General features: G+C 37.7%; 14 protein-coding genes, 1 pseudogene and 1 riboswitch. Of the genes and pseudogenes, 3 read left to right on the top strand and 12 right to left on the bottom strand.

The window, feature by feature from the left end; translation table 11 throughout:
- Positions 1-40: 40 nt before the first annotated feature.
- The 9 genes and pseudogenes from B494_RS21505 to B494_RS19995 form a co-directional block, all read right to left on the bottom strand.
- Complete coding sequence (locus B494_RS21505) at positions 41-646, bottom strand: DNA cytosine methyltransferase (RefSeq protein ID WP_338131638.1); 606 nt, start codon at positions 644-646, stop codon at positions 41-43.
- Between the two features lie 69 nt (positions 647-715).
- A complete protein-coding gene (locus tag B494_RS21510; protein WP_241211435.1) occupies positions 716-1,102 on the bottom strand; it encodes a DNA cytosine methyltransferase in 387 nt (128 codons plus the stop codon).
- Between the two features lie 352 nt (positions 1,103-1,454).
- Entirely contained in the window at positions 1,455-3,284 is a 1,830-nt protein-coding gene (locus B494_RS0115105) for a hypothetical protein (protein WP_017473221.1), read from the bottom strand.
- Between the two features lie 76 nt (positions 3,285-3,360).
- Positions 3,361-4,197 carry a hypothetical protein gene (locus B494_RS0115110; RefSeq protein ID WP_017473222.1) on the bottom strand — a complete coding sequence of 279 codons (837 nt, stop codon included), beginning with the start codon at positions 4,195-4,197 and terminating at the stop codon, positions 3,361-3,363.
- 746 nt (positions 4,198-4,943) lie between these two features.
- Positions 4,944-6,464, bottom strand: a complete 1,521-nt coding sequence (gene guaA, locus B494_RS0115115) for a glutamine-hydrolyzing GMP synthase (RefSeq protein ID WP_051128283.1) — start codon at positions 6,462-6,464, stop codon at positions 4,944-4,946.
- Positions 6,465-6,933: 469 nt separating this feature from the next.
- A riboswitch (purine riboswitch) is annotated at positions 6,934-7,035 on the bottom strand.
- A gap of 29 nt (positions 7,036-7,064) precedes the next feature.
- On the bottom strand, positions 7,065-9,269 hold the full coding sequence (locus B494_RS0115120; RefSeq protein ID WP_017473224.1) for a transglutaminase TgpA family protein: 2,205 nt from the start codon (positions 9,267-9,269) through the stop codon (positions 7,065-7,067).
- A complete protein-coding gene (locus B494_RS20255; protein ID WP_017473225.1) occupies positions 9,269-10,516 on the bottom strand; it encodes a DUF58 domain-containing protein in 1,248 nt (415 codons plus the stop codon). The genes B494_RS0115120 and B494_RS20255 overlap by 1 nt, the downstream gene beginning before the upstream one ends.
- The gene (locus B494_RS0115130) at positions 10,516-11,466 is read right to left on the bottom strand and encodes an AAA family ATPase (RefSeq protein WP_017473226.1); all 951 of its coding nucleotides are present in this window, start codon (positions 11,464-11,466) and stop codon (positions 10,516-10,518) included. The genes B494_RS20255 and B494_RS0115130 overlap by 1 nt, the downstream gene beginning before the upstream one ends.
- Before the next feature lie 146 nt (positions 11,467-11,612).
- Positions 11,613-12,949 (bottom strand): annotated as a pseudogene (locus B494_RS19995) (TrkH family potassium uptake protein).
- A 231-nt stretch (positions 12,950-13,180) separates the two neighbouring features.
- Here B494_RS19995 and ytvA point away from each other — a divergent pair.
- The 3 genes from ytvA (at position 13,181) to B494_RS0115150 (ending at position 18,120) form a co-directional block, all read left to right on the top strand.
- Positions 13,181-13,969 (top strand): YtvA family blue-light photoreceptor, encoded by a 789-nt coding sequence (ytvA, locus tag B494_RS0115140; RefSeq protein WP_017473228.1) that lies wholly within the window; start codon positions 13,181-13,183, stop codon positions 13,967-13,969.
- 544 nt (positions 13,970-14,513) lie between these two features.
- The gene (locus B494_RS0115145) at positions 14,514-16,253 is read left to right on the top strand and encodes a methyl-accepting chemotaxis protein (protein WP_017473229.1); all 1,740 of its coding nucleotides are present in this window, start codon (positions 14,514-14,516) and stop codon (positions 16,251-16,253) included.
- Positions 16,254-16,434: 181 nt separating this feature from the next.
- On the top strand, positions 16,435-18,120 hold the full coding sequence (locus tag B494_RS0115150) for an IS1182 family transposase (RefSeq protein ID WP_017473230.1): 1,686 nt from the start codon (positions 16,435-16,437) through the stop codon (positions 18,118-18,120).
- Here the strand turns inward: B494_RS0115150 and B494_RS0115155 are convergent.
- The 3 genes from B494_RS0115155 to B494_RS19595 all read right to left on the bottom strand — a co-directional run bounded on the left by B494_RS0115155 (position 18,117) and on the right by B494_RS19595 (position 22,631).
- On the bottom strand, positions 18,117-20,177 hold the full coding sequence (locus B494_RS0115155) for a methyl-accepting chemotaxis protein (protein WP_017473231.1): 2,061 nt from the start codon (positions 20,175-20,177) through the stop codon (positions 18,117-18,119). The two genes, B494_RS0115150 and B494_RS0115155, sit on opposite strands and share 4 nt — an antisense overlap.
- Positions 20,178-20,690: 513 nt before the next feature.
- On the bottom strand, positions 20,691-21,011 hold the full coding sequence (locus B494_RS0115165; protein ID WP_017473233.1) for an antibiotic biosynthesis monooxygenase: 321 nt from the start codon (positions 21,009-21,011) through the stop codon (positions 20,691-20,693).
- A 315-nt stretch (positions 21,012-21,326) separates the two neighbouring features.
- Positions 21,327-22,631: an ABC transporter ATP-binding protein/permease gene (locus tag B494_RS19595; RefSeq protein ID WP_020379891.1), complete on the bottom strand. Its 1,305-nt coding sequence runs from the start codon at positions 22,629-22,631 to the stop codon at positions 21,327-21,329.
- Between the last annotated feature and the right edge of the window lie 45 nt (positions 22,632-22,676).

Here is a 22,676-nt window from a genome sequence, read left to right on the forward strand (position 1 = left end):
CAGTTCAATTTACCAATGTCTACACACGTTAGTTTTTTATCTATAATACTTCTGCAATACCAGCCATAATATATTCCGTACATGGTACGGCTATCGCATTTCCAATTGCTTTGTATCTAGCATAATCATTTATAGCTTCATCTCTATATCCAAAGGCTGTCCATCCCTCTGGTAATCCCATCAAACGTTCACATTCTAATGGAGTAAGCTGACGAATAAATCCTTCTTTTTCTTCTCCTTCATACCAAAATGAAAAATAATTTACGGATCCTGCGAGCAAAGTGGGAAAAGGATCTCCTGTTCTTCCGAAACTGCCGTGAAACCCTTTTTCGTTTCTTTCCTTTGCCGTACTTCGCATACGTCTTTCTTGAAAGGGACGGATGATGGGTATTTTCCCCCCTGCTTTTTGAGAAGATATTCTACTGGTAATGGTGGAGGACTGCCTGCTTTCTCCGCAAGACGTAAAAACCGATTTCAAATCACGGGCTTTAAATAATATTTCTGTGGCACGTGATCCTCCAAAATCTGCCACGAGAAAGATACGTCTTCTTCTTTGAGCAAGTGTGGGCCTTCCCCAATATTGGGCATCCAACAATCGCCAGGCTACATTAACATCATCCCTTGGACCATTCCAGCGTTTGCCCAGACTTCAGAAGCAGGCATTGGAATTTCGGTATTTGTGAACGATTCAAGCACGGCCTTAAAATCCAGCCTGTTATTTGATGAAAAAGCTCCCATGACGTTTTTCCAAACAGCGATAACTGGATATGTTCCATTCGTTGCACACCTCATTTCTTCTATAATTCGAATTGCATGATAAAATAAAACTAGATTGACTTCCTGTAAGACCTTCTCGTTTACCAATATTGGATAAGTTCTCACAAGGGGAACCAGATGTAATGATATGAACAGGTGGTATTTCTCCACCATTTACTTTTGTAATATCTCCTAAATGATGGATGTTAGGAAAATGTCGTTTCGTAATCGATATGGGAGCTTTTTCAATTTCACTTGCCCATATTGGTTGAATCCCATAACGGGAAGCAGCTAATGTAAATACACCAATACCATCAAATAAACTTCCCAAAGTTAGTTTTGTCATATTCCACCTTCTATTCTCCGATTTTAGGCGTAAAAAAAGACGTTCATTTTATTTGAACGCCTTACAATTTTTTATTCTATTATGTTCCCACACCCCAGATCAATTACCACTGAAACGGTAATGTGGTTTTTCAGTACTTTATTTCTAGTTTTTTTCACCTTCTCCTACAAACACGAAATGCTTGTGAAAGTGTTTAAAACTAAGGATTTCTATATAGTTTCTCTTTGTAGCAACGATACACACTCTACATGGGACGATTTGATAGAATTAATGTATTTGCGATTTTTAACAAAATGGTCGTATGTGGAAACATATCGACTATTTTGTACGTTCGTGGGAACATGTCTACTTCTTAAGAATCGCCTACCAATATATTATTTTCCAAAGCTTTAATTCGATGAAGTGCCGCATTGACTTCCCCTAAAATTCCTTTAACTTCATTCGTAATATTACAACGAAAAAGTCCATTTACAATAGAAATAAACTCCATATTAATTCTTTTGTAATCATATCCCGTTTCAATAATATCATTTAATACATTTAAAACATATATCCAAAATTCTTTACTGAGAAGCTGATTTCTCAGTTCAAGCAACTCCTTTTTATTCCCCACTGTTTCATAAATTTTCTCGTAATACGGATTAACTATCCAATATGCAACTTGGATTGGACGGTATTTTTCAATAGAATCATAATTTGAAATAATTTTGTCACCTATCAAATCATTTAACAATGCACCAAAGCAGAGATGCTCAGACTTAATAACCTTTTTATAATAATTTTGATACCCACTTATAAAACGATACATTTTTTCTGCTTCACTTTTTCTAGATAGCATATAAACAATCATATTCATGTCTAAAATCACTTCTATAGCAAAAATTTCTGCCTGTGTACTATCTTTAAATATACTTTTATAGTTACCATGAGCTACCTTATTCCTAATAATATTATTAAAATAAAACATAAAATATTCAACTGCTTCTGGATATATATCACTATTTACATCTTGTAAATATTTGATTTTTTCTCTCAAAACAGCTCCAGCATAAAGTTCTAACCTTGTAAATCGCCTGAATATTGTTGTATCCTTTAAGAAGTCCGCAAACATACCTTCTATTTGAATCGGTGCAATATTTCCTAAAATCTCGAATTCCCCTACACTATATAACTCTATACATTTTGTTAATATATCCTTTCTATCTCGTAAGCATATACTCTCAGCTACCATCTTTTTTAAATCTTCTATTATTAGATTTTCAGACATAAATTCCTTCAAGGATATTAAATATGCCTCTTGGTCATTTTCTTTTTGATATTGTAAGTCATTTATCTTTGGAATCTTATCTATTTCTATTTCATACTGTCTAACGCTTTCCTCTTCACTTAAGTTATATTGTGATGCATAAATTATTTTTCTGGCTTTTTCTATGGCAGTGTAAAATTTTGTTTTATAAAATAATGCATACGCCCTATCAAGATTATCTTCAGTAATTTCTATAACATCTTTATATGTTATAAAAGAAACCGTTGCTTCCTTTATATCACTTTTTGACAATTTCAGAGCTTCTTCTCGTATTGCTATCTCAACACTATTTACATCATGTATATCGCAAAACTCCATTAATTTTTTCGTCATATACTCTACTGAGTATTCAATCATTTCTTTTCTTGTCCTCAATAAATTACATTCATTTCCATATCTATGCAATCTTAACTCATCACTACTTAAATCCCGCATAAATGATTGATTTGTTGAAACTGTCTTTAGTGAATCACTATACGTCTTAAGGCTTTGAAGTCTATTATTAATATCTTCTTTTGCTTCATTAGCTTTCTGTAAAACTAAATTGTATTTCCGAACAAAAACTTCATCATATTCTGTTTCCACTTCTCTCAACATATTGCTCGGTAACTTTTTTATACTAATAATCTTACATAGACTTTTATAATAATCAGCTATATTTTCAAATACGGTTTCTTCATAAACCATAAATCGAATTACGTATTGAAGAAATGTATCTGTTGCTCCGCTGACCTGTGCTAAAGTTTTTTTATAATAGAATTCACCTAGTTCTTCAATTGTAGCGATAGAGAATATTTCAACATCAATACAATTTGCTAATTCACCTACTATGTATTTGTATAAATCATCATAAATAACTTTTTTATCACTGTCCATTTTGTCACCCGCAGTCCTGTAATATTTTTTCCGATATCATCCAATGTAAAACTAACATTTCATTTTTAGAATCGCGCTACTTTATCTTTAATGCAGGCGAAACTACCTCTAAGTACTCCTGCCAGTAATCAACATCACTATCCATATCATGAAGCCAATAGTACATCATTAGTATTTCAAACTCTTGTTTTCTCCCTTTAATGAAAACCTTTTTCGGCATCTTTCTATATAATGAATCAAGATTAAAGAGATTACTTTTCTGCTTATAATCATAATCATATTTTCTCCAAGTGTGTTGACTTTTCTTTCTATGCGTTGTCGGCCAAATATCTTCATTTTCAAAAAAGTAATTTATCCACGCATAGGCAAAAGCCAGTAAATTTACTTGTCGCTTTGCCCATGTTTTTTCAATCCATTCAGTAACCTCTTCAGATATTGCAGGGATTCCAAAATTAAACCTTTGCTCGCTTTCAACCCTGTGATAATCTTTTATTAAAAAGAAAAGCATTTCAGTCTGATTTTTTAAAAATGGCAACTTTTTAATAAGCTGTGAATAACAATCATAAGAAACATTTCTAAATTCATTATCAGTACTACATAGAAAGAATAGCTTATTCTCCTTCAAAATGTTTCCCGTATGTCTATGCACTTGCTTTCCATAATCATTATAAATACCAACAAGCCATTCTCTAACCTCAGGGTCATACTCCCTAAGTTGCTTTCGATATTTCTCTAGCCTTTCATTATGTAATACTGTTTTTTCTTCAGCTTCCGTGATATCCAGGTAATTATTAAAATACTCAAATATATAATCAACACAAATTTTCATATTTTGTATACGAGCATCAATATCAAATTCATTTAACTTATCTTCTTTTTTTCTTCTTGCAATGTATTCCTCAATACTTAACATAATTATCCCCTCGATTATATTTTTAATTGACCGTCATATAATTCTATTAACATCATTGTATATGGGTATGAATCTTGGGTCAATTTAACATAAACAAAAGCCCATGCCTTATCCGATATTCATATTATATTTCTCTTTCAATCTCCCGCTCCATTTTCTCTTAAATAAAAATAAGATCCCCCAGGATTAGCATCTTCCCAAATCACTGGAAAACCTTGTTATATTAACACTTCAACTATCCCTATTCATCCACTCTAGACAACAACGCTACCAACTCAACGTGCATAGGATTGGTTGTGAAAAATAGAATATAGATTTTGATATCACTTATCAATTTCTTACCATTTCACGTCCTTTATTTTGTCTATATTGCCATGGTAGATCAGTATATATAATGTTATATTTCATCTTTTACCACTCCAAAGTCAAAGCTTAGTCACAACTGTAAAAGTACCATTTTGGCGGAAACAATCCTCAAGAGACATTTATAAATAGAATTATTTATTTAATTTTATTCTTATCACTTTCTAATCACACATGTGCGACAAACACTAATAAATAACGGCTTAAAACTAAATTTAGAATAAAAAAAGAGATACTGCTTTTACACAATATCCCTCATTTTTCTCCGTTTCCTCTGGCGGAATCTTGGCGGAGAACCTATTCATTTTTGATTGTTTTATCCATTTTACGCACCATCAAAATGCAGTCAAATCAACGTTTTCACTTCAAATGCCGTTAGTGAATTATTCCCACTCAATCGTAGCAGGTGGCTTGCTCGTTACGTCATAGACGACACGATTAATGTGATCGACTTCGTTTACAATCCGTGTCGATATTTTTTCTAATACATCCCACGGTATCCGAGCCCAATCAGAAGTCATTCCGTCAATTGATGTGACGGCGCGAATACCGATCGTGTAATCATAAGTACGTGCATCACCCATCACGCCGACACTACGGATATCCGGGAGTACAGTGAAATATTGCCAAATATCACGATCTAGTCCAGCTAATTTAATTTCTTCACGTAAGATCGCATCAGACTCGCGCACGATCTCTACTTTTTCTTCTGTTACTTCACCTAATACGCGAATACCAAGACCCGGACCTGGGAACGGCTGACGCCATACGACAGCTTCAGGTACGCCTAACTCAAGACCGAGTGCGCGTACTTCATCTTTAAATAATGTATTCAATGGCTCTAGTAACTCAAATTGCATATCTTCTGGTAATCCACCTACGTTATGATGTGATTTAATCGTTTGAGCTGTTTCTGTACCGGATTCAACAATATCCGTATATAGTGTGCCTTGTGCAAGGAAGTCCATTTCCTTCAAGCGTGCAGCTTCATCATCAAACACGTAAATAAACTCGTTACCAATAATCTTACGTTTTTGCTCAGGATCACTAATGCCTTTCAATTTGCTCATAAAACGTTCTTTTGCATCAACACGAATGATATTCATTTTAAATCCATCGCGGAAAGTTTCCATTACCATGTCACCTTCATGTTTTCGAAGTAAACCATGGTCAACAAAAATACATGTTAGTTGATCACCAATTGCTTTATGAATAAGTGCAGCAACTACTGATGAATCGACACCACCACTTAATGCGCACAGTACTTTACGCTCGCCTACTGTTTTCTGTATTTTTTCAACCTCTTGATCCACGAAGTTAGCCATTGTCCAATTCCCCGAGCAACCACTAATTTGAAAGACAAAGTTTTTCAAAATGTCATTTCCATAAACTGTATTACGGACTTCTGGATGGAATTGCACCCCATAAATTGGCTTGTTGTGATGACGCATAGCCGCAATTGGTGTGGATGGATTGGTCGCTTCAACCGTGAAATCAGCAGGTGCTTGAATCACTTTGTCACTATGACTCATCCAAACTGTTTGATCATGTGGTGTACCCGTAAAGAGATGAGCACCACTGGTCACATCAATCTCAGCTTTCCCATATTCGCGATGACTTGAACGCTCGACCGTTCCACCGAAATGCTGGGTAATTAATTGCATTCCATAGCAAATGCCTAGAATAGGAATATCTAGATCGAAAATAGCCTCGTTGACACGGAAGCTATTTTCTCCATAGACACTATGCGGACCTCCAGATAAGATAATTCCTTTTGGGTTAATTGCTTTAATCTCTTCAATAGTCATACGATGTGAATGGAGTTCACTGTAAACGCCAAACTCACGAATACGCCTTGTTATTAATTGATTATATTGACTACCATAATCAAGGACTAAAATCATTTCATTATCTACTTGCACACTAGCCACTCCTTTTTCCCTACCATTTATAAAAACATTGTTTTAATTAGAAACCTCGACCAGACCGCGGTCATGATCAAGCGTTAATTTCATTTTTCGTGCGATATTTTCTCTTTTCGTGCGATCGCGTACAACTTTCATGCGATATTTTCTCTTTTCGTGCGATCGCGCATAACTTTCATGCGAACTTTTCTTTTTTCATGCGTTCGCGCATAGCTTTCATGCGATCTATTCTTTTTTCGTGCGATCGCGCATAGCTTTCATGCGAACTTTTCTCTTTTCATGCGTTCGCGCACTGCTTTCATGCGAATTTTTCTCTTTTCGTGCGATCGCGCACTGCTTTCATGCGATATTTTCTCTTTTCGTGCGATCGCGCATAGCTTTCATGCGAACTAATCACTTTCCATGCGATCGCATTTTTCACAAAAATACCTCTGTCACAATGACAGAGGCAGAATAAATCTGCCTCTATAGTCAGGAGCTTTACGGACTCCCGGTAGATACTCTCGAACCATATTATCGAGGATATACAGAGGTAATCTTATAATAATGTTTCTATTCTAACAGTGGTGTTAACGGGGGTCAAGATAATATTGTTTCCACCACATTTTGATAATATTGCACGAGTGCTTGGTCGTCATCGAGCGAATGATCATCACGATATAAGAGACGAGCATAGGAGTTGGTTAGCTTGGACATTGAAGTGATTCCAAATAGTTGATCAACGTCTTGGGCAAAGTCATGTAATGTTTGGTTAGCCGCTCTTTTGACTCGAAATAATGCCAGCAGTTTCAAAAGTTGGTGATAGGCTTTTTGCAAATCTTTAGGTTCTTTAAAATGTGACCAGCGCCATAAGATCGCTTTTTTAAGTAACCATTTCCAACGAATAGCAGCTATGATGAGGCTGAGGCCAACGAGTCCAATGAACCAAGGCCAAATGTTGAATTGGCTTGTAGCTTGTTCGGTCTCCGCCGCTGTTTCTTCTTGCTCTTCTTGTTGCTCTTGCTCCTGCTCTTCAGCTAATGACTCCTCTTCCTCTTGGTCTTCCTGCTCGATTTCTTCTTCATCTAATGATGAATCAGATTGATCGCCTTCTTCTTCACTATCTTCATAGACAACTTCATTTCCACTAAACCCTATTGTTGGTTCAAAAGGAACCCAACCAATTTCTAGGAAATAGACTTCCACCCATGAGTGAGCATTACCATTCGTGACTTCATACTGATACATTTCCTGATCGGCGGTAGATAAATCTTCTATTTGTTCGCCACTTGTAAAGCCTTTTACCCAGCGTGCAGGAATGCCAACCGATCTAAGCATGACCACCATCGATGTTGAGAAGTTATCACAATAACCCGCTTGTGTTTCGAATAAAAACTGATCAACATAATCTTGGTCATCCTCTGGAACCGGGATATTCTGGGTTTGGTAAGTAAAATCACCTTGGTTGAAGTATTGTTCTATTGCTACTGCTTGATCATAACGTGTCGATTCTTCGCTAACAATTTCCTCAGCTAGTTCTCTGACCCGATCCGGTAAATCGTCTGGCAACTGTAAATACAATGAAGTGATATCAGCTGGCGTCGGACCATTAGCTCGTCTCAACTGGTCTACAGTTAAATCCGGGTCCCGAAATGACAACTCAATCGGCTCTGAATGGAGCGAGTCGTTGGCATTGGTTGGTTCAATAATACCTGTCTCGTGATCAAATTGCAGACTTAACGCTTCTGTTTGATTGACTTGAGATAATCCTTGAGGATAGACCAATCGATCAAAGTTTGCACCATCTAAATAATCGATGGTTGCATTTTGTAACATTTGATCTTGCTGATTATAGATCAGATCAAGTGCATCATCTTGAAAGGATTGATAGCTTAGTTCTGTGGACCGTTCCCAGCTGTGCCCGGTATAAGTATCTAACGACTCAATCCGCCAATAATGCTCAACCGGTGTATTTGCTCTGAACACTGGTGTATCATCTTGTTCAAACGAACCCCCTAATTGGGCATCATCCTCACTATAACCGACCTGGCGATTCTGATCATTAGTCGTTAGCCGTTCAGCTGTGGTTGTTAGAAAAGGGACAGGGTCTGGCCAAACGGGTTCTGATTTTGGCGCATAATATCCCACAAAGACAGCAATAGCCACAATAACAAAAAGCGGTACAACGACTTTTTCGAACCATAATCCAACCTCAAAGGTTAGTCCCTGTTGTTTAACACGCTTTAAATAGTTGCCAATCACTAACATAAACAAGCTAACCATCAGCAAACGAATAATAGCTAGATCTGCTTGAAAGGTCGTGAACGTGTCCATCACTGTTATAAAAACAATCGTTAATACGATATAGACGAAAACCCGTTTCATGGTTATTAACCAAAAATAAAGTAAATAACTCATTAAAGCAATTAAAATTAACAGAAGGAACGTTTGGAACAAGTCAGTTAGTTGATGCCAATTTTGATTAAATAAGGCATTTATATTTACGCGTCCTTCCCATTGAATCTGCTGAAACCACTCCGATCCAAATGCTGGTCGAGGTAAAAAAGCTCGATCGATAATAAAAAGCAAACCCATCATTTTAATAAAGAATGATAACAAGCTAGACAACTGCAAATACGTTAAACCAAAGCACAATATGGCATAAATAACAAATAAAGAAAAGGGCTCCGAATCTGTTAAATCATGTAAAGGGCTAAGCCATTCCAGTGCTAAAAGCAGACCGCCTACATATAATAAAAAGCTAAGAAATGCTTCACCTTGTTGCATGCGCCTATTGCCTTCCACTAGATCCTCACCACCCATCTGTTTTGAGCTACTTCCCGTTCAGTAATTGTATCGACAATAACGCCAAAGCTTTGCATATGTTGTCGTTGTTGCTTTTCCATTTCAGACTGTTGAGCTTCTGCTTTCGCCCAATACAATCGAATAACTTTAACATAACGCGCCAATTCTCTCATATACTCAGCTAATTCTATAGTCAATTGATCAGTAAACACAACCAAAAAGCTCGCTGTTTTCAAGTGACTCACTTGGGTATGGAGGTTAGGTGCTATACCTTCTTCAGATTGATCTGGTGCCAAAACAGTCAAATATCGGTGCAAATCTGCAAGCCGATGTTCGACCGATAAATAATAACCAGGTTCAGCTAAATGACAAAAATCAATCTGATGGCCTTTATCCGTCAAGTTTTGGATCAGTGCAAATGCCACCGCAAGGTTCCATTCAAAACCGGCCCCTGCATGACTGCCAGCCAATGCAACAACACCATCACTATGCTGTTCTTGGTCAAACTCTTTTGTCATTAGCGTTTCCGTTTTGGCTGTTGCTTTCCAGTGAATTGAAGAGACGCGGTCACCAGGCACGTATTCTCTTGCACCTGTTACCACATTTGAGTTTTCCGCTTGAATCATTGAAGTAGATGCTTCACCCAACTGTTGAATTCGGCTGAACCAATGGATATTGCCCTCAAGATAACGTGGACGAATAAGAAGAACCGACTCTAGAGGTACAACCATCGTTTTAGTAACAAAACCGAACAAATCAGTTATCGATAACTGGACGTGCTCAAATGTATGAACACCGCGTGGTAAATCATTAACTTGATATTCAAAATAAACTGTTCGACTAAATAAAGGAAAGCATAACTTTTTAAACGTTTCCTTCCTTTGATATAAGCTTTGATTCGACAACATGTTCGACCATTGCTGTACAACAAAACGAAAATTTAAAGAAGACGGTAAGCACTCTTGAATCATCAAGTACGAAAAGGGCATGGGCAGACGTCGCTTCATTACCAACCGGACGCTCATCGAATCGCCTGCTTGAATCGATGAGATCGGTAAAATGCGATCAACTTTCCAATCACTTATCGGATAAAAAATAAAACATAAATAATAAATCAAAAAGGGTAATGTCGCATAAAAAAGAAACCAGCTGACAAATCCTCCTTGGAACATGGCATAACTAAATAAAACCACAAACAAACCCATTAAGAGGAGTAATTTCATGACTAGATTAGCCATTCGTAACATTAGTTAAAATCCTTTCGAGCCGGAACATCAATTTGATTTAACACAGTCTGTATCACCTGTGCTCCGGTCATCTTAGCATATTTCGCCTCATGCGTTAAAATCAATCGATGAGCCAACACATAAGGTGCCAAATAGACAACATCATCTGGAATGACATAATCACGGTTCTGAATATAGGCATATGCTTTGGCAACACGCATCAAGCCAATTGCCCCACGAGGGCTGACTCCTAATTGGACCGCATCATGTTGACGGGTTTGGCGAACAAGCTTAATAATGTATTGTTGCACGAGAGGATCAATATAAACCCGATTGACATCTTCTTGCATCGCAACGACATTTCGTTTGTCAATAACAGCGGTCAATGCTTCGATTGGATGGAGACCACCCGTTAAGCTTAACATTTTCAACTCCTCATCCTCTGTTGGATAGCCCATTTCCAGTTTAATTAAAAAACGATCTAGCTGCGCCTCTGGAAGTGGATACGTTCCTTCATATTCAATTGGATTTTGTGTTGCCATAACAAAGAACGGTTGATTAATCATAACCGTTTCCCCATCTACGGTTACACTGCTCTCTTCCATGGCCTCTAATAATGCTGATTGTGTTTTTGGTGATGTTCGATTAATTTCATCAGCCAATACTATATCACCAACAATTGGACCTTTTCTATATTCAAATTGCTGTGTGTGCGGATGATAAATTGATACCCCAGTTACATCAGATGGTAACAAATCTGGTGTAAACTGAATGCGGTTGAAGGAACAATCAAGTGATTTTGCTAATGCTCGAACTAGCATGGTTTTTCCCACACCTGGGACATCCTCAAGTAATACATGACCCTTTGCCAATAATGCTGCTAAACTTAATGTTGTGACTTCATGCTTACCTATAATTACTTTTTCTATATTCGTTAGCACCTCATGAATCGATCGCTGTGTTTCAATCATCATTCGAGCCTCCATTTTCTCTTTTCAGTCATTCTCTTACTATACTATATTTTTTTCTACTAAAATGAAATAGTTTAAATAGAAAAAGAGACAATTTTTAACAAAAAACGTCTCTTTTTCCTTATTTATAATTAAGATCTAATCATTTAACCAATAATCATTTTTGCTTTAGGGTATTTATACAAATCTTTTGTCGTCTTACCCCGAATTAAGAACAAAAATGAAAAGATGCCAATCCGTCCGACAAACATCATGACCATAATTACCATTTTCCCAATATACGATAATTCTTCTGTAATACCTAAGCTAAGGCCAGTTGTACCAAAAGCTGAAAACACTTCGAAAGCAATTTCCATATTAGTAAATGGCTCAGTAATCGACATAATTAAGATCGCCGTTAAGCATAGTAAAAAGGCTGTAATTGCAACAATAAACGCACGCATCACATCCAGTTGGACAATTTCACGTTTAAAGACCTTGATTGCGCTGTGTCCTTTCGCATAATGGTAAATCGCTAATAAGACGATCGCAAACGTTGTCGTTCTAATTCCGCCCCCCACACTACTCGGTGACGCACCAACGAACATTAAGAAAGATAATATCATCAACGTAGGCGGGCTGAAATCGGTCATGGCCATTGTAGCTAGTCCACCATTACGTGTCGTAATCGATTGAAACAAGCTATAAAATAGTGCTTCATGCCAACTTTTATCACTAAAGAAATGGTTTCTTTCAATGAGGTAAATCATCACAGCACCGAATATGACTAAGAGAAAAAAAGTCATTGTCGTCAATTTCGTAAACGTACTAAATCTAAAGCCAGACTGGCTAGGTCTTTTTTTTGATAGCCACTGTTGCAATTCAATTAACACCGGAAAACCGATCGCACCTAAAACCAGTAAGATCATATTAACCGTCTGAACAAAGTAATCATTTACAAATGGCTCCAAAGACGCTCCCGTTATATCAAAACCCGCATTGGTCGTCGCACTAACAGCACCAAAGAAACCTTGTAGCCAAGCTTCTTGCCATGTATCAAAATAATTTAAATAATGGATACTTAATACAACTGTACCTACAAATTCAATGATTAATACGGTTTGAAGAATTTTGAGCATCAGCCATACAAGACCTGATAATGTCGAGCGATTTTGATCAACGGAAATCAGTTGTCGCCTACTTATTACATTTTTTTCCTAAGTAGTATATAAATGGTTGTCTATGGAGTCATAATGCCTATTCCACCAAATTGCAAAATAAAGGCAAGCGCGAAATAACCACCAGTATTAAAGGTCAATTCGGTAGGTACAACTGTTAAACCTGTGACATTCATCGCACTAATAGCGGTAAACAGTGTGTCAATGAATTAAATCGTGATACCGGGTCTCAAAAAGAATGGCATACCCCTTGTTGTTAAACAAATTATCATTAGTCTAACATAATTTATCGGACCATTGCCTAAAAAAATAATAAAATGAACCATCAATCCGTGAGAAGTATCATTTTTCTCGCACTGATTGGTCGTTGGTAGCATCCATTAACGCCTGCCCAAATAGATGTGCTCGACGCTCTATTTTAAGGTGGGCATTTTACAGACGTTTATCTATAATAAAATATAGCCCATATAAAAATAAAGAAATAATAAAACGAACGGATTTAACATTGATTTATCATTTTGATCATGACATAATTTCGTATATAAGGAGTGAATGCTGTGTTAAATGAAGAAAACCAACATCTCTTTCGCGATGCTCTAAACCATACAAATGTAGGCCTTATTATCACCGATCCAAGCCTACCCGATCACCCAATTATTTATGTTAATCAAGGATTTGTCAATATGACTGGTTATCAAGCCGAAGAAATCATCGGTACAAATTGTCGTTTCCTCCAAGGTGACCAAACCGAACAAGAAGCGACAAATGCGATCCGTCAGGCCATTGATAAGGAAGAATCAATTACTGTTCAACTATACAATTATACAAAGAATGGTACTGGTTTTTGGAACGAGTTAACGATTGATCCGATGCGCATTGAAGAAAATGGGGAGACCAAGCTTTATTTTGTCGGTGTTCAAAAAGACGTAACTGAATTAAAAGAAAAGGAACGCCTATTAAAAGACGCACTTAACGAAATGGAGAAACTGTCCACTCCCATTGTCCCAATCACTAACCACATATCAGTCTTACCGTTAATTGGTTCGATTACACAAGCACGGCTAGAACAATTGACAAATGCAATATCTCACTACTTGGCGAGATCAAAAGATGATTATTTAATCCTTGATTTATCAGGCCTTTATGAAGTCGATACTTATGTTGCCGCCTCATTACTCAAACTAAATGATTTAACTCAACTTATTGGCACACAACTTGTTTTGACGGGTATCAGACCTGAACTAGCTATTAAAACTTTAGATATTGGTGATCACCTCATCCAACTTCGTACATACCTTACTGTTCAAGATGCAATAAAAGCATTATCAAAAGAAACCATAGACTAATTGTTATAAAGAGGAAACTGGAACGAAACAAAAATGATTGTCTAAAACACGAACGGTTCTTTCAAAAAGTCATTGCAATGTGAAATAGACTCGCTTTCTGCGGGCACGGCCTCGGGCCTACAGGATGTAGGTCAGTTAGACGTTGTCCCAGGATGGGGCGGGGTTAGTCTAACATTCCTCCACTGTGTGAAGAAGTACACTTCACTCAGTGGATCTTCGGACGCGTGCTATTTCCGCAAGAGTCTCCTCTATTTCAATTGCTATAGAACGTGTGGTATATACAGATAATTAGCCGAACAAAAATAGTTGATATACTATTTTTGTTCGGCTATTATATTAAGACATTTATTTATCTCAAACTCTTTTTTTTAAGTTAGAAAAGCATTTCAACTGTGAAAAACGATAAAAATTCCCAGTTTACCTTTATACAGCCATGGGTATAGTATAGAGGTTGAGAGAGGAGACAAGAAAAATGATGGTTCTCCAACTTTGGAATCACGCATTTTCTTAATACGCTCTTACATATCAAAAAGGGGGGAATTTAATGGTTAAAAAAATAGACCTATACCATTTAAGTGGCATCTTCGGCATTATAATTTTCGGTAGTACAATATTCATTAACTCCGTTGAACAGTCTTTTCTTATCAGTTTAATCGCATTTATGTTAATCCTTATCACTATTTACGGCCATTATCGATTAAAAAATATTCACAAACATTTAATTGCTGGTGTAAAAGCTGTTATTTTAAAAGACTATCGTATCATCGATCAAGCCATCCATTCGACAACGGACCTTGAGCTTAAGATCACTAAAGCCAATCAAATAAAACGGAATGAAGTGATAGAACTGCTCAAACAGGAGCTAGTTGATCATCCACATTATTTAGGCACTTGGGTTGCCTACCAACCAAACGCCTTTGATCAAGATGATATGACATACAAAAATCAGCAACATTATGATGAAACAGGGCGTTTCATTGCCTATGTCGTAAGAACAGAACAAGGCATTACCATTGAGCATATCCCACAAATCGATCAAGAAGCATTTTATTACCTTCCCAAACAAGACGGACAGCTCACAGTCATTGATCCGTTTACATTTCCAGTCAATGGTGAAGACATTTTAATGACAACCATCGCATTACCTTTAAAAAGAGCAGGTGAAGTGATTGGAGTCATTGGTATTGATATTCAACTAAGATCTGCTAAAGATTTAAAACGAAACCTAATTGATTTCAACCGTGAAGAAGGTTTTGATATGGATCACCTTTTATCAAGCTTAGCGAAAAAGGGGAAGGTGGGGAAAGAATCCTATGCACTCGTCGCAGCGATCAAGCAAGATTACGACGAAATGATCGATCTCTTTCAGTCAACGGTTAATCAAATCGCTGCGAGTACCGAAAGTTTTAAACAGGTAACTGTACGCGCAAATGAAGCTTCAGATGAAGTGACAAGAGCCTTTGAGGAAATCGCCCGAGGTGCTACCGATCAAGCCAATGACACAGAGAACGGGGCACTACAAATGGAACATCTAGGCTCAATTATGGAAGAAGAACAGCAAGAAGTAACTGACCTAACAACTGACATTAGCGACATAGAGCAATCAACCGTTGAAAGTACAACAACATTCAATACGCTCGCTGAACAAAATAAACAAACTGTTACAGCGATGCAAGAGTTAACTGAAAACCTTGAGGAAACCGCCTCAAGTACGGAGAAAATCAAGCATGCGAGTGAGGAAATAAATAATATATCTGAACAAACCAATTTACTTGCTTTGAATGCATCAATCGAAGCGGCTCGTGCTGGTGAGGCTGGCAAAGGTTTCTCTGTTGTTGCTGAAGAAATTAGAAAGTTAGCTGAGAATGCCAAAGTTTTCTCTGAACAGATCAATATAGATATTCGAGAACTTGACAACCGTTCAGCAGACACACATCATTCAATGCAAGATTTAACCACAATCATTGAAACGCAATCCGCTCAGATTAAAAATACGAATGATAGGTTCAAGACCATATCGAATACCATTGCTGGAATAACTGAACGCATCAAAAAAATTAATAGCTCAGGTCAGCAAATGACTAATAAAAAGGAAGAGCTCTTAGCCATGATTCAAAACCTCGCTGCGATAGCTGAGGAAAATGCCGCGAGTGCTGAAGAAGTCTCTGCCTCTATGGATAGTTTAACAGAAACCATTGATCAAAGTGCCTCAGGAAGTAAGCAGCTTGAAGTAATGGTTAGTGACTTAACCAAAACCGTACAGCGCATTAAAGAAAACAACTAATCGGAACAGAGCAATATCTTTCCAAAACGAAAGAGGCTGGGACAAAACCCACTAAAAGAAAAAAACGGATTCTGAAGAAATCTCCTTCAGATCCGTTTTTTTTGATGTTTTAGACAGGAAAATAGGGAAACCTTCTGTTAGAATTAAAGTCACCACAACCTAATCCAAAGGAGGTCTCCCTATGTTTAAAGATTATAACATAAATCAGGTTGTTTTACCGCTCGATATGGAGATGAAATTGCAGGAAAATGATATTGCTTACGCTGTGAATGAGCTCACGGAGTCGATTCCTGAAGAAGCCTTCGCAGGCTTTTTGCGTGCAACAGGCTGCCCAGCGTACCATCCACGCATGATGTTGAAGATTATTCTGTGTGCCTATACCCAGTCTGTGTTCTCCGGAAGAAAGATAGAAGGGCTACTGAAGGACAGTGTGCGTATGATGTGGCTGGCCCAGGGTTATGAGCCAAGCTATCGTACGATCAATCGTTTCCGGGTTCATCCTGAGGTGAATGAACTGTTGCGTCAGTGCTTTGTACAGTTCCGCTGTAAACTGGTTGAGGAGAAACAAATTGAGGAAGAAGCCATTTTTATAGACGGAACAAAACTTGAGGCGAACGCGAACAAGTACACATTCGTCTGGAAAAAGTCGGTCGAAGGATACAGTGCCAGTTTGGTGGAACGGTCGAATCGTATGTACGAAGAGCTTCTGGAAAAAGAGATTATCCCAGAGCTAGAAAGGGAAAGTTGGGACGCACTTTCTGAACAAGAGCTATCCAGCATTATTGAAAACCTGGATGAAACAGTCCAGGCATATGATGAGAAAATTGAAGCAAGTGAGGATGCTGCTGTACGAAAAGAGTTACGCTCGGAGCGCAAGGAACCAAAGCAGTATCGCAAACAGTTCCAAAATTTTTTACAACGCAAAGAGAAATACCGTGTGGATATGGAGATTTTTGACGGCCGAAACAGCTATTCTAAGACGGACCATGACGCCACCTTTATGCGCATGAAAGACGACCATATGAAAAATGGACAGCTTAAGGCCGGCTACAATGTGCAACTGGCAACCGAAGGCCAGTATGCGCTTGCTTATGATATTTTTCCAAATCCGACGGATACACGCACCTTCATTCCTTTCCTGGATACAATCGAAAAAGACTTTTTCGATCTTCCCGAATATATTGTAGCGGATGCCGGCTATGGCAGTGAACAGAATTACATGGATGTCGTGAATAATAGAGATCGCTCCCCTTTGATCACCTACAACCAATATCGGAAAGAGAAGAAAAAGAAGGTTAAGAATAACCCTTTGAATACAGCCAATTGGGCATATGATGAGGAAACAGATACATTTACTTGTCCGAACGATCGCACGCTCTCGTTCTGTCATCCTTCAACAAGAAAAGATAGATATGGATTCATACGTCATTTCAAAACCTATGAATGTGAAGATTGTTCTGGCTGCCCACTGCGTGACCGGTGTACAAAAGCGAAAGAAGGAAATAACCGGAGACTGTATATTAATGAAACATGGGAGAACCAAAAAGCCTATATTCGAGAAAAGCTTTCAGAAGAGAAAACGGGTGAAATCTACGGCAAGCGAAAGATTGATGTAGAGCCAGTCTTCGGATTCTTGAAGGCTAATTTGGCGTTCACCCGATTCTCCGTAAGAGGAAACGAAAAGGTGAAAAATGAAATGGGCTTCGCGTTCATGGCAGTGAATTTGAGGAAATACACTGCCTCGGACAACAGCCAATCCCCAAACAATTCAAAAGGCAAGGACAAAAAAGCATTTGATCACCAAGAATCGGTGATCAAATGCTTTTTCTTTCATTTTAGGCTAGTTATGTCCCAGCCTCTTGTTTAATCATGCTTAAATTTTATAACACTCTCTTGCAAATCCTGAGCAAGCTCTGCTAAAGACTCGCTTGATTCAGCAATTTCATTCATTGAATTCGTTTGTTCAGTAACAGATGCTGACGCTTCTTGTGTACTTGCAGCATTCTGTTCAGACACAGCCGATAAACTATGAAGCACCTCAAAGATGTGTTCACTTGTTGTTTGCATCAACTTTCCGGACTCGGTAAGATTTTCTACAGCTACATTCATGTCTTCTAACTTAGCCGCAATACCGTCAAATTGGTCATTAGTGGCACGAACAATCGCTACTTGATCATTCATATTTGTATCAACCTGTTCAATCGCATCCACAGCTTGGGCACTTTTCGCTGCTAACTCCTGAATAACTGCAACAATTTCACCGGTAAATTGATTCGATTGCTCCGCTAGCTTACGAACTTCATCAGCCACCACTGCAAATCCTTGTCCAGCCTCTCCAGCACGAGCCGCTTCAATTGCCGCATTTAAGGCGAGTAAGTTCGTCTGTTCTGCAATATCTCTAATTTTCTCACTTGATTGTGAAATCTTCTCTACACTTTCATTTGTTAAATGAATAATATCCTTAACTTCTTTAGCTGATGTAACCGACTGTTGAGATTTTTCGCTTAACTCTTTCATTTTTACTAAACCTTGATCTTTACGTTCGGCTACAGCTTGGTTGGATTGATTCATTTTCTCAACTAACAATTGATCATCTTTCATTTTGGCATGCAAATCTTGCATATATTCAACGCCATTTTCAGTATCTTTTGCTTGTTCTGTCGCTCCACTTGAAATTTCCTCAATCACCTTTGATACTTCAACAGCAGCAGAAGCCGCTTGTTCACTAGTTGCCATTAATTCCTCAGAAGAGGCAGACACTTGTTCAGCTAATCGAGCATTTGTCGCAATCAGATCAGTTAAATTTTGTCGCATCGCTTCATTCGATCGACCAATATCACCAAGCTCATCATTTCTGTTTAATACTTTTGCAAATCGTTTATCACTTTCATCTTTTCGAAGGTCATAATTAGCAATTCGATTTAATGAGTGTGTTACCGTTTGGATCGGATTCGTAATGCTTCGACTAATCAGATAAGTAACCACAACAGCTAATGCTGTAAATAGAACAGATCCCAAAATTATAAATCTATTTAATTGATTTAATCCTGCAAATATTTCATCTTGATCAACTTCAATCATAAAGATCCAGTCACTTGCTGCTACGGGTGCATAACCAACATAAATAGCGTCTCCCGCAAAAGTGTGTTCACCAACACCGACCTCACGATTAACCATCTCTGTCTCAAATAATGCTAACAGCTCATCTAAACTTGTATCTTCATCTTCTCTTGACTCTTCTAATTCAGTACCTTCAGACTCCTCATCGATACTAAAAATGTTCATTTGCATTTCAATCAACATCGTTTCAGAGTGCGCTTGAAAGTTACCATCACTATCAATAATAGCCGAACGCCCCGTCTCACCATAAGTGATCTCGTTAACGGTTTCACTGAAAGATAGTGCATTAATTAAACCATATAAAAAACCTGTTTGCGCGTTGCCATCGAAAACGGGCACTGCGATAACCATATAGGGCTGTTCAAAGTTATCTTCTACTATCACATCAGATATAGTGGATTCTCCATTTAAAACGGTCGTTAAGAAATCTTCTCCTGAAAAGTCTTGTTCCGTTTCTTGTTGATTAAACAGATGACCTACACCATCCATATCAGCATAACCAAATCCCATATAACCAGTAGCATCTTGTTCATTATTGAAAAAGCTTACTAATTCCGACCTATTATCTGCTTCTAGAATATCTGCTCGTGCCAATGTTTCCATATAAATTAACTCTTTATTTCTTGTAGCACTAATATGTTTGGCTGCTTCATCAGCTAAATTATATAAAGATTCTTCAGCTAGTTCTCTAATAGCTGTTCTACTCCCCCACATCGACAATACACTTAATGATAAAGCTACTCCTACTACTAAAAGTGTAAATAGTAAGATCATTTTCGCTTTTAAAGTCTTAATTTTTTTCATTATAGTCGTCCCCTTTCAACTCAAAGCTAGTTCATTATACTCATCAATTAACTAAAATTAGGTATACTTAATGAATACACAACTATCATTCATTACTTATGTCCTTTTTAAATTAAATAAATATATAGTAATTGAATTTTCCAATGTCATACACTAGTGCCTTTCAGAGACGTCTCTATTCTATTATCGACAAAATTCGGCATCATTTTAGTGGCTTATCATACTTTAGCCGCAATACTTATCTATTTTAACAGGACGCAAAAAAACATCTGTCTTACTAACAGATGTGATGGGTTATTTATGAAATTTCAATTCTTTTCTTTTTTAAAAAATTCAAACGGTTTGTATTTACCCACCCGTTTAACAGCAATCGGATAAATAACGGTAACATATCGAATGTATAGAGCTAATTTATTTAGGTGGGCGTTAACGGACGTTAATTCTCCTGATGCATTCACACCCCTATCAGTGGGGGAAGTACGAAAATACCCGCTGATTGAAGGTTCGCTTTCATTAATTTTTGCCTTTATGATAAGATTCGACTTCATACATCTTCACTTCAACATTCAATATATAACTCGGACGCTCTTTCCCTTTATTGTTGCGATGGCCTTGAAGGTGAACATCACTCTTCTCCCAGTTTTTCCAGTCTTTTTTTGATTGCCATCTAATCATCATCACCACTTCTTCATGGTCTTTAAGACGTTTATTCACCATAACCGAGCGATCGATTAAACCGGCAAACTGATCTACTGGGCTTTCTTCAGAAAAGTTCTCAACAACTTGATCGCTATAACCTTTTTCTACTTCAAATTTCCTTAATTGAACAAGCATAATCATATCCTCCTTACTAAATAACAAACTTAACACCAATAATAAATGATAATGATTATCATTGTCAATAACTATGATAAAACACACATCGATCACTTTCGTGAGTTAACCCAATTGTTTTTACATTAAAAAAAACCTGATCCTTTTTCTTAAGGAACGAGGTGGACGTGTCGGGAACAAGGAAATGCGATCATTTTACATACTTCATGATTAAAATGTTCCCTTCATCGTTCCACACTTCTTTATTCACATGTTAAAAGCTAAAAAAGCTAACTTTAAATAATAGAGTCATTCAAGGTTAGCTATTTAACAATGTTATTTCATTTTTAAAGTTAAAGCGGGCGCTTTCCTTGCCGCTATTCTCGCTGGGATAATGCCGGTTATTAACATGATCACGACGATAATTGAACCTAAAATAGCCACAGTTGGTAGACTTAACGGTTCTATATATTGGATGAGTGGACTAGCGATCTGATTCAGTTTAGAAATAATTGAGTCGGTCATAACTAGTCCTAACAAACTTATCATCACTGTAATGATGAACGTTTCCATGATAAAAAGGCGAGAGATGTCTCTTCTTCGTGCTCCTATACTATATAAAATAGCCACTTCTTTTCTTCGTTCGAGCACAGATAAATAAATTTTACCTCCGAGCATGATCATCGTCATCATAAATGTAAGCAGTGCAAATCCTAAAATAAGAAGGCTACTAGGTGCTTGATTGGGTTCGATTGCATTCGTAAAAAGACCAGAGAAAGCAAAAGCTAACGCTAAACTAAACACACCCAAGCTGCCGATCACCACCATCATTAACGTTAAACATTTTTGCGCTAATAAATGTTTAGAAGCTAACACAATTGCCGTGTATATGGACAGGGACGGCTTATTTGTCGTCTGACTTTTCAATGGCTCAGGACAAGATGACTCCACTTGATCCGTAAGGGGGTGACTATCCGATTGAACGTTACCATCTATTAAGCTAATTATTCTCGTACTATAGTCCTCAGCGATCACTTGATCATGTGTGGCCACAATTACAAGTCGTGTTTCAGCTAAGTCACGTAATAGCGCCATGATGTGATTGCTCGCGTTTGAATCCAGAGCACCAGTCGGTTCATCAGCTACAATAATGGCTGGATCATTAACTATTGCCCGGGCAATAGCCACCTGTTGCACTTGCACTTTTGTTAAATGCTTCGGCATCAGATTGATCTCTTTTTCTAAACCTACTTTTACTAAAGCTTGCTCAGCTCGCTTAGCCCGTTCAGTACGTGCCTCTCGGGACAATACCATAGCTAATTCTACATTTTCGAGGACAGACTGATGCATCAGCAACTGCTCATTCTGACGTACAAAACCGATCATACGGTGACGGTATGCATCCCAGGCTTGATGACGAAAATGCTTAGTAGATTGACCACAGACTGATAAATCGCCTGAATCGTATTGGTCTAATCCCCCAATTATATTAATCAAAGTCGTCTTACCTGTTCCAGATGGTCCTAAGACCGTCACTAATTCACGGTCTCTAAAGTCGAGTGAAATCTTTTTTAAGACATGATAGTATTGGGTCTCTGCTCGGTACGATTTATTAATATTAACGAGTTTTAGCTTTTCCAAAGCAATTGCTCCTTCATGATGTCGATTTATTCATGTGACCAAAGT

Source organism: Amphibacillus jilinensis Y1 (assembly GCF_000306965.1).
In the GTDB taxonomy this organism is placed as follows: Bacteria; Bacillota; Bacilli; order Bacillales; family Amphibacillaceae; genus Amphibacillus_C; species Amphibacillus_C jilinensis.

Coding starts and splice junctions, on each gene's coding strand:
- B494_RS0115155 (WP_017473231.1), bottom strand. CDS start 20,177: ATGAAAAAAATTAAGACTTTAAAAGCGAAAATGATCTTACTATTTACA.
- B494_RS21510 (WP_241211435.1), bottom strand. CDS start 1,102: ATGACAAAACTAACTTTGGGAAGTTTATTTGATGGTATTGGTGTATTT.
- B494_RS0115165 (WP_017473233.1), bottom strand. CDS start 21,011: ATGCTTGTTCAATTAAGGAAATTTGAAGTAGAAAAAGGTTATAGCGAT.
- B494_RS0115105 (WP_017473221.1), bottom strand. CDS start 3,284: ATGGACAGTGATAAAAAAGTTATTTATGATGATTTATACAAATACATA.
- B494_RS0115110 (WP_017473222.1), bottom strand. CDS start 4,197: ATGTTAAGTATTGAGGAATACATTGCAAGAAGAAAAAAAGAAGATAAG.
- guaA (WP_051128283.1), bottom strand. CDS start 6,464: ATGATTTTAGTCCTTGATTATGGTAGTCAATATAATCAATTAATAACA.
- B494_RS0115145 (WP_017473229.1), top strand. CDS start 14,514: ATGGTTAAAAAAATAGACCTATACCATTTAAGTGGCATCTTCGGCATT.
- B494_RS0115130 (WP_017473226.1), bottom strand. CDS start 11,466: ATGATTGAAACACAGCGATCGATTCATGAGGTGCTAACGAATATAGAA.
- B494_RS0115150 (WP_017473230.1), top strand. CDS start 16,435: ATGTTTAAAGATTATAACATAAATCAGGTTGTTTTACCGCTCGATATG.
- B494_RS20255 (WP_017473225.1), bottom strand. CDS start 10,516: ATGTTACGAATGGCTAATCTAGTCATGAAATTACTCCTCTTAATGGGT.